This window comes from Burkholderia sp. Tr-20355, from assembly GCF_017104685.1.
GTDB classification, from domain to species: domain Bacteria; phylum Pseudomonadota; class Gammaproteobacteria; order Burkholderiales; family Burkholderiaceae; genus Burkholderia; species Burkholderia seminalis.
This window is the reverse complement of sequence record NZ_JAAGPK010000253.1, coordinates 1-7412: the sequence shown is the minus strand read 5'-3', so window position 1 is coordinate 7412 and position 7412 is coordinate 1. Positions and strand designations below refer to the sequence as shown.

Annotated in this window: 8 protein-coding genes and 1 pseudogene; 6 read left to right on the top strand and 3 right to left on the bottom strand. The window is 67.2% G+C overall.

Features of this window, described 5'->3' with window-relative positions:
* The 6 genes and pseudogenes from G3N62_RS33330 to nagZ all read left to right on the top strand — a co-directional run.
* A pseudogene (locus G3N62_RS33330) lies at positions 1–279 on the top strand (ribonuclease III); the annotation flags it as partial.
* Between the two features lie 60 nt (positions 280–339).
* Positions 340–1239: a GTPase Era gene (gene era, locus G3N62_RS33325; RefSeq protein WP_124670457.1), complete on the top strand. Its 900-nt coding sequence runs from the start codon at positions 340–342 to the stop codon at positions 1237–1239.
* Positions 1226–2062 (top strand): DNA repair protein RecO, encoded by an 837-nt coding sequence (gene recO / locus G3N62_RS33320; protein WP_034186510.1) that lies wholly within the window; start codon positions 1226–1228, stop codon positions 2060–2062. Before era ends, recO begins: the two co-directional genes overlap by 14 nt.
* On the top strand, positions 2059–2835 hold the full coding sequence (gene pdxJ / locus G3N62_RS33315) for a pyridoxine 5'-phosphate synthase (protein ID WP_034186511.1): 777 nt from the start codon (positions 2059–2061) through the stop codon (positions 2833–2835). Before recO ends, pdxJ begins: the two co-directional genes overlap by 4 nt.
* A gap of 33 nt (positions 2836–2868) precedes the next feature.
* A complete protein-coding gene (gene acpS / locus G3N62_RS33310) occupies positions 2869–3303 on the top strand; it encodes a holo-ACP synthase (protein ID WP_034186512.1) in 435 nt (144 codons plus the stop codon).
* 16 nt (positions 3304–3319) lie between these two features.
* Complete coding sequence (gene nagZ / locus G3N62_RS33305; protein WP_124670456.1) at positions 3320–4348, top strand: beta-N-acetylhexosaminidase; 1029 nt, start codon at positions 3320–3322, stop codon at positions 4346–4348.
* A 162-nt stretch (positions 4349–4510) separates the two neighbouring features.
* Here nagZ and G3N62_RS33300 read toward each other — a convergent pair whose 3' ends face one another.
* The 3 genes from G3N62_RS33300 to earP form a co-directional block, all read right to left on the bottom strand.
* Positions 4511–5896 carry a sigma-54 dependent transcriptional regulator gene (locus tag G3N62_RS33300; protein ID WP_059560702.1) on the bottom strand — a complete coding sequence of 462 codons (1386 nt, stop codon included), beginning with the start codon at positions 5894–5896 and terminating at the stop codon, positions 4511–4513.
* A gap of 268 nt (positions 5897–6164) precedes the next feature.
* Entirely contained in the window at positions 6165–6722 is a 558-nt protein-coding gene (efp, locus tag G3N62_RS33295; RefSeq protein ID WP_034186515.1) for an elongation factor P, read from the bottom strand.
* A gap of 126 nt (positions 6723–6848) precedes the next feature.
* Positions 6849–7412, bottom strand: a 564-nt coding sequence (gene earP, locus G3N62_RS33290; RefSeq protein ID WP_206141453.1) for an elongation factor P maturation arginine rhamnosyltransferase EarP, incomplete at its 5' end; no start/stop codon positions are given.

The following is a 7412-nucleotide window of genomic DNA, read 5'->3' as shown; positions in this document are numbered from 1 at the left end:
GAGACGGCTGCCGACAAGGGTGAGCGGGCGGCGAAGCCGGCGGCCGACAAGGTGGCCGATAAACCCGCCGACCGCCCCGACAAGGCGGCGGACAAGCCCGCGGACGCCGCGCCGCGTGCTGCCGATCCGGCCGCATCGTCCGCCGACAAGCCTTCCGCCGGTTCCGACCCCGCTGCGCGCACGCGTGCGCGCGACGCTGCCGCACCGGACGCCGAGACGCCGCCGGGCGGCGCGAGCCTCGCCGCCGCGCAGGCGCGCGTGGCCGATGCCGACCACTGAATTGCCCAGCGATCGTGCCGCGCGCCGCGCGGCCGTTTCCGAACCTGCCTCCCAAACGATATGAACACTCCCGCTCCTACCGGTTTCCGTTGCGGCATGATCGCGATCGTGGGCCGCCCGAACGTCGGCAAGTCGACGTTGATGAACGCACTCGTCGGCCAGAAGATCAGCATCACGTCGCGCAAGGCGCAGACGACCCGCCATCGCATCACCGGCATCAACACGTTCGATGACGCGCAATTCGTGTTCGTCGACACGCCGGGTTTCCAGACCCGTCACAGCACCGCGCTGAACCGATCGCTGAACCGCGCGGTCACGTCGACGCTGACGTCGGTCGACGTGATCCTGTTCGTGATCGAGGCCGGTCGCTTCGGGCCCGACGACCAGAAGGTGCTCGACCTGATTCCGCCCGGCATGCCGACGCTGCTGATCACGAACAAGATCGACCGTGTCGCCGACAAGGCCACGCTGTATCCGTTCGTGCAGAAGATGAACACGCTGCGCGAATTCGCCGAGCTCGTGCCGCTGTCGGCGCAGCAGCCGGAAGACATCAAGCGCCTGCTCGAGACGATCAAGCCGTACCTGCCGGAAGGCGCCCCGATCTACGGCGAGGACGAGCTGACCGACCGCAGCTCGCGCTTCCTCGCGGCCGAAATCCTGCGCGAAAAGGTGTTCCGCTGGACCGGCGACGAGCTGCCGTACACGAGCACCGTCGTGATCGACAAGTTCGAGGAGGAAGGGCGGCTGAAGCGCATCTTCGCGACGATCCTCGTCGAACGCGATTCGCACAAGGCGATGGTGATCGGCAAGAAGGGCGAGAAGCTCAAGCAGATCAGCACCGAGGCGCGGATGGACATGGAGAAGCTGTTCGACGGCCCCGTGTACCTCGAGACCTTCGTGAAGGTGAGGAGCGGCTGGGCCGACAACGAGGCCGGACTGCGCGCCTATGGGTACGAATGACGCGCTGACGTCGACTGAAGACGCGGTGACGGCCGGCGCGAACGACGCGCCGCTGCCGGCTCCGCCCGAACCGCCGCGCAAGGCGCGGCGCGCGACGTCTCGCACGTCCGATTTCCGCGTCGCCGAGCAGCCGGCGTTCGTGCTGCACAGCTATCCGTATCGCGAAACCAGCCTGATCGTCGATGTGCTGACGCGCGATCACGGCCGGCTTGCGCTCGTCGCGAAGGGCGCGAAACGCCCGCACTCCGCGCTGCGCGGCGTGCTGCAGACCTTCCAGCCGCTGCTGCTGTCCTGGTCCGGCAAATCCGAGGTGCGCACGCTGACGGGGGCCGAGTGGGTCGGCGGCATGCTGCCGCTCGGCGGCGACGGGCTGCTGTGCGGTTTCTACGCGAACGAGCTGCTCGTGAAATTCTGCGCGCGCGAGGATCCGCAGCCGCCGCTGTTCAATCATTATGTGCTGACGCTCACGCGCCTCGCGCACGGCGAACCCGCGGTGCAGGTGCTGCGTTCGTTCGAGCGCGTGCTGTTGAAGGAGACCGGTTACGCGATGGCGCTGAACCGCACGGTCGCGCGCCGCGCGGTCGAGCCCGATCGCCGCTACGTGTTCGATCCCGAACGCGGCGTGCGCAACGCGGACGACGACGTGCCGTCGCACTGGCCGGTCATCACCGGACAGACGTTGCTCGACATGGAGCAGGACGATTACCATCGAGCCCAGACGGTCGCGCAAAGCAAGACGCTGATGCGCTTCCTGCTGAACACCTATCTCGGCGGTACGCCGCTTGCCACGCGTCAGATCCTGATCGACCTGCAAAACCTATGAGCTTCTTCCTGACAACGCCCACCGCCATCGACCTCGGCGTGAACATCGACCACGTCGCGACGCTGCGCAATGCGCGCGGCACGGCCTATCCCGATCCGATCCGCGCGGCGCTCGCCGCCGAAGAGGCCGGTGCGGACGCGATCACGCTGCATCTGCGCGAGGATCGCCGCCACATCGTCGACGCCGACGTGCGCAAGCTGCGCCCGCTGCTGAAGACGCGCATGAACCTCGAATGCGCGGTGACGGCCGAGATGCTCGACATCGCGTGCGAAGTGCGTCCGCACGACGCGTGCCTCGTGCCGGAAAAGCGCGAGGAACTGACGACCGAAGGCGGTCTCGATGTCGCCGGCCACTTCGAAGCCGTGCGCGCGGCCTGCAAGCAACTGGCCGACGTCGGCGTGCGCGTGTCGCTGTTCATCGACCCGGACGAGACGCAGATCCGCGCCGCGCACGAAGCGGGCGCGCCGGTGATCGAACTGCACACGGGCCGCTACGCCGAAGCGCACGACGAAGCCGAGCAGCAGCGCGAGTACGAACGCATCGTCGCGGGCGTGCAGGCCGGTGCGCAACTGGGCCTGAAGGTCAATGCGGGGCACGGGCTGCATTACACGAACGTGCAGCAGATCGCCGCGATCGACGGCATCGTCGAGCTGAACATCGGTCACGCGATCGTCGCGCATGCGATCTTCGCGGGCTGGGACAACGCGGTGCGCGAGATGAAGGCGATCATGGTCGCCGCCCGCGTCGCCGCGCTGCACGGCGGCGCGCGTTGAAGATGAAATACCGCCGCGTGCGCGCGTACTGACATGGCGATCTACGGCATCGGTACCGACATCGCCCAGGTAAGCCGCGTCGCGGCCGTGCTCGAACGCACGGGGGGCCGGTTTGCCGAGAAGGTGCTGGGCCCCGACGAACTGCGTGTGTTCCATGCGCGCCGCGCGCGCTCCGAGGCGCGCGGCATCGCGTTTCTCGCGACGCGCTTCTCCGCGAAGGAAGCGTTCTCGAAGGCGATCGGGCTCGGCATGCACTGGCCGATGACGTGGCGCGCACTGCAGACGCTCAACCATCCGAGCGGCGAGCCGTACGTGGTCGCGTCGGGCGAGCTGGCCGACTGGCTGGCCGCGCGCGGCATCACGGCGCGCGTGACGGTCAGCGACGAGCGCGACTACGCGGTGTCGTTCGTGATCGCCGAAACGGACGCCGCGCCTGCTCCTGCTCCTGTTTCCCGAACCTCCTCCTGACGGACTTCCCGATTCGATGAAAACGACTCCCGGCCCGGTCATGCTCGACGTCGTCGGCACGGCCCTGTCGCGCGACGATGCGCGGCGTCTTGCGCATCCGAATACCGGCGGCGTGATCCTGTTCGCGCGGCACTTCCAGAACCGCGCGCAGCTGATCGCGCTGACCGACTCGATCCGCGCGGTGCGCGAAGACATCCTGATCGCCGTCGATCACGAAGGCGGCCGCGTGCAGCGGTTCCGCACCGACGGCTTCACGGTGCTGCCCGCGATGCGCCGCCTCGGCGAGCTGTGGGATCGCGACGTGCTGCTCGCGACGAAGGTGGCGACCGCCGTCGGCTACATCCTGGCCGCCGAACTGCGTGCGTGCGGGATCGACATGAGCTTCACGCCCGTGCTCGACCTCGACTACGGGCATTCGAAGGTGATCGGCGACCGCGCGTTCCATCGCGACGCGCGCGTCGTCACGCTGCTCGCGAAGAGCCTGAACCACGGGCTGTCGCTCGCCGGCATGGCGAACTGCGGCAAGCATTTCCCCGGGCACGGTTTCGCGGAAGCCGATTCGCACGTCGCGCTGCCGACCGACGACCGCACGCTCGACGCGATCCTCAAGCAGGACGTTGCGCCGTACGACTGGCTCGGCCTGTCGCTGTCGGCCGTGATTCCCGCGCACGTGATCTATACGCAGGTCGACAAGCGGCCGGCCGGATTCTCGCGCGTCTGGCTGCAGGACATCCTGCGCGGCAAGCTCGGCTTCACGGGCGCGATCTTCAGCGACGACCTGTCGATGGAGGCCGCGCGCGAAGGCGGCACGCTCACGCAGGCGGCCGATGCCGCGCTCGCCGCCGGTTGCGACATGGTGCTCGTCTGCAACCAGCCGGAGGCGGCCGAGGTCGTGCTGAACGAGCTGAAGGCACGGGCGTCGGCCGAGTCGATGCGGCGCATCAAGCGGATGCGCGCGCGCGGCAAGGCGCTCAAGTGGGACAAGCTGGTCGCGCAGCCCGAGTATCTGCAGGCGCAGGCGCTGCTGAAAAGCGCACTGGCGTAAGCGGGCGCGGTTCGGGCCCTTTCGCTTGCCGAAACAAAAAGCCGCGCAATTGCGCGGCTTTTTCATGGGGTGCGGCAAGGGGCAAACCGGGCAGTCGGTACGGTGGGCTTTTGCGCAACTAACGGTCAGGTCCGGCCAGTGCCCGTATTCACGGTCGCGCGCTCAGTTCACCTTCATCCGCTGCAGCTTGTTGTACAGCGTCTTCGGGCTGATGCCGAGCAGCGTGGCCGCACGATGGCGGGTGCCGCCGACCGCGTCGAGCGTCGCGCGGATCAGCAGGTCCTCGACGTCGGACAGCGGCGTGCCGACCTTGATCTGCACGCTGCTGCCGTTCAGCGCGGCGCCGGAGGAGAAGCTCGGCTCGCCGGCGCGCAGCGTCTCGATGAAATCGCCCGACGCGTCGTACGCGAAGCGCACGCGTTCCTGCAGTTCGCGCACGTTGCCCGGCCATTCGTAGGACAGGCATTCGCGCACGAAGCCCGGCGCCGCGCGCTTGTCGGTCGTGCTGCGCCCGGTCGCGCGCGCCTCGCGGTTCAGTTCGTCGATCTGCGCGTCCGCGATCGCGAGCGCGTCGCCGTCGCGCTCGCGCAGCGGCGGCATCGTGATCGACGCCGCATCGAGGCGCAACCACAGATCCTCGCGCAGCGTGCCGTTCGCGACCGCTTCGCGTGCCGGGCGGCGCGTGGTCGCGATCAGCCGGAAATCGCTCGTGATCGAGCTCGTGCCGCCGATCCGCATGAAGTTCTGCGAATCGAGCGCATGCAGCAGCGCTTCCTGCAGCACGAGCGGCAGCGCGGTGATCTCGTCGAGGAACAGCGTGCCGCCGCCGGCCTGTTCGAACAGGCCCGATTCGCGGCGCTCGGCGCCGTCGAACGCGCCGCGCTCATGGCCGAACAGCACGCTGTCGAGCGACGCGCCATGGCGGCCGGCCTGCGCGATCGTCCGGCAGTCGAACGACACGAACGGCCCCTTGCGGCGCCGGCTCAGGTCGTGCAGCGTGCGCGCGGCCAGCTTCTTGCCGGTGCCGGCCTCGCCCGAGAACAGCACGGCCGTTTCGGTGCGCGCGTTGTGCTCGATCATGTCGTACACGTGCTGCATTGCATCGCTGCAGCCGACCAGCGCGCCGAAGCGGCCGAGCCGGCGCAGCGACGCACGCAGCGACTGCACTTCGTCGATCAGTTCGTACGGGCGCGGGATCCGCGCGAGCAGGCTGCGCAGGCGCGGAATGTTGATCGGCTTCAGCAGGTAGTCCCAGATGCCGTGACGCAGGCCCTCGATGGCGCTCTCGACCGTCGCGTTGCCCGTGAGCACGATGACGGGCAACGAGCCGTTCGGCTGTTGCTGCGGCAGGTGCTGGAGCAGGTCGAACCCGCTGCCGTCCGGCAGGTTCAGGTCGACGAGGACGACATCGGGGATCGAGCGGCCCAGCGCCGTGCGGGCTTCGGCGAGCGACGTGGCCGTGTCGACCGAGAAGCCGTCTGCGGCGAGCAGCGCGGTGAGGCCGGAGAGACTGTTGGGATCGTCTTCGACAATCAGGGCGTGTGGCATGGTGGACGCGAGTCGAGTCAAGAGAGGCGGGCTGTCGGCCATCGGGGCCGCAGCCGCATGTCAGATTAAAAACTGATTTTATGCCCCGCCGAACCCGTCACGCGCATTATTTCTCCGGCGCTATAAAACAGTTACCGATGATACAAATTGAATATCTTTACCGGTGGATTTTGTGTTCCTTATGCCCTTGGCTGGTGCCCGCTGTTGGCGCCAGACAAACAAAAAGCGCCCCGAAGGGCGCTTTGTTCGATGCGGGTATCGCTGACGATTACGCGCGGCTGCGGTATTCGTTCGTACGCGTATCGATTTCGATCTTGTCGCCGGTATTGCAGAACAGCGGCACTTGCAGTTCGAAGCCCGTTGCGAGCTTGGCGTTCTTCAGCACCTTGCCCGACGACGTGTCGCCCTTGACTGCCGGCTCCGTGTAGGTGATCTCGCGAACGAGGATCGTCGGCAGTTCGACCGAGATCGCCTTCTCGTTGTAGAACACGACTTCGCACGCCATGCCGTCTTCGAGGTAGTTCAGCGCTTCGCCCATCATTTCGGCTTCGACTTCGAACTGGTTGTAGTCGGCGTCCATGAACACGTACATCGGGTCGGCGAAGTACGAGTACGTCACTTCCTTGCGGTCGAGCACGACGACGTCGAACTTGTCGTCGGCCTTGTAGACCGATTCCTGGCCTGCGTTCGTCAGCAGGTTCTTCATCTTCATCTTGACGACGGCGGCGTTACGGCCCGACTTGTTGTATTCCGTCTTGGAGATGACCCATGCGTCGCTGCCGATCTGCACGACGTTGCCTACGCGGAGTTCCTGTGCGGTCTTCATAAAAACTGTCCTGATCCAATCAAATAAATAGGTGCCTGAGCGTTGCGCAACGGCTGACGGCGCAAGCGGTGCGTTCCGGTGGACGCCAAAAGCGAGCGCTTGCCTGGTCAGCCGTCGGATAACCGCTTATTTTAACTGAGATTTTGCGTATTCCGCCAGCTTTCCGGCGAGATCGCCGACCGCCGCGAGCGCGTCGGCCCAGCGGGCCGCATTGGCGTCCAGTGCGGCGCGGTGTTGCCAGAAATCGGCCCAGTCGGGCGTGCCGGCGCCGTTCCATGCATGCCAGAACCGCTCGAGCGCGGCGCGCGGCGCATCGGCGAGGCCTGCCGACAGGTGCGCGAGCGCGGCGTCGAGCTTCGGCAGATGCACGTCGTCGGCCTGCGGGTAGATGTGCCACACGAACGGCTTGCGTGCCCATTGCGCGCGGACGAACGAATCCTCGCCGCGCACGAAATTGAGGTCGGCCGCCCACAGCAGCGGATCGTAGTCGGCCTGCGGGACGAATGCGAGCCCGTGGGCGACCAGGTTGCCGGCGCGTGCATGAGCGCCCGCCGCGAACGACTCGACCCCGAAAAAGCGCGCGACGGCCGGCGACAGGCGGCCGGCCGGCACGAGCGCGACGACCGGCGACGGGCCGTCGCGCCATTGGGCGAGCAGCGCGTCGACGGCCGGATTTTCGTACGCGAACAA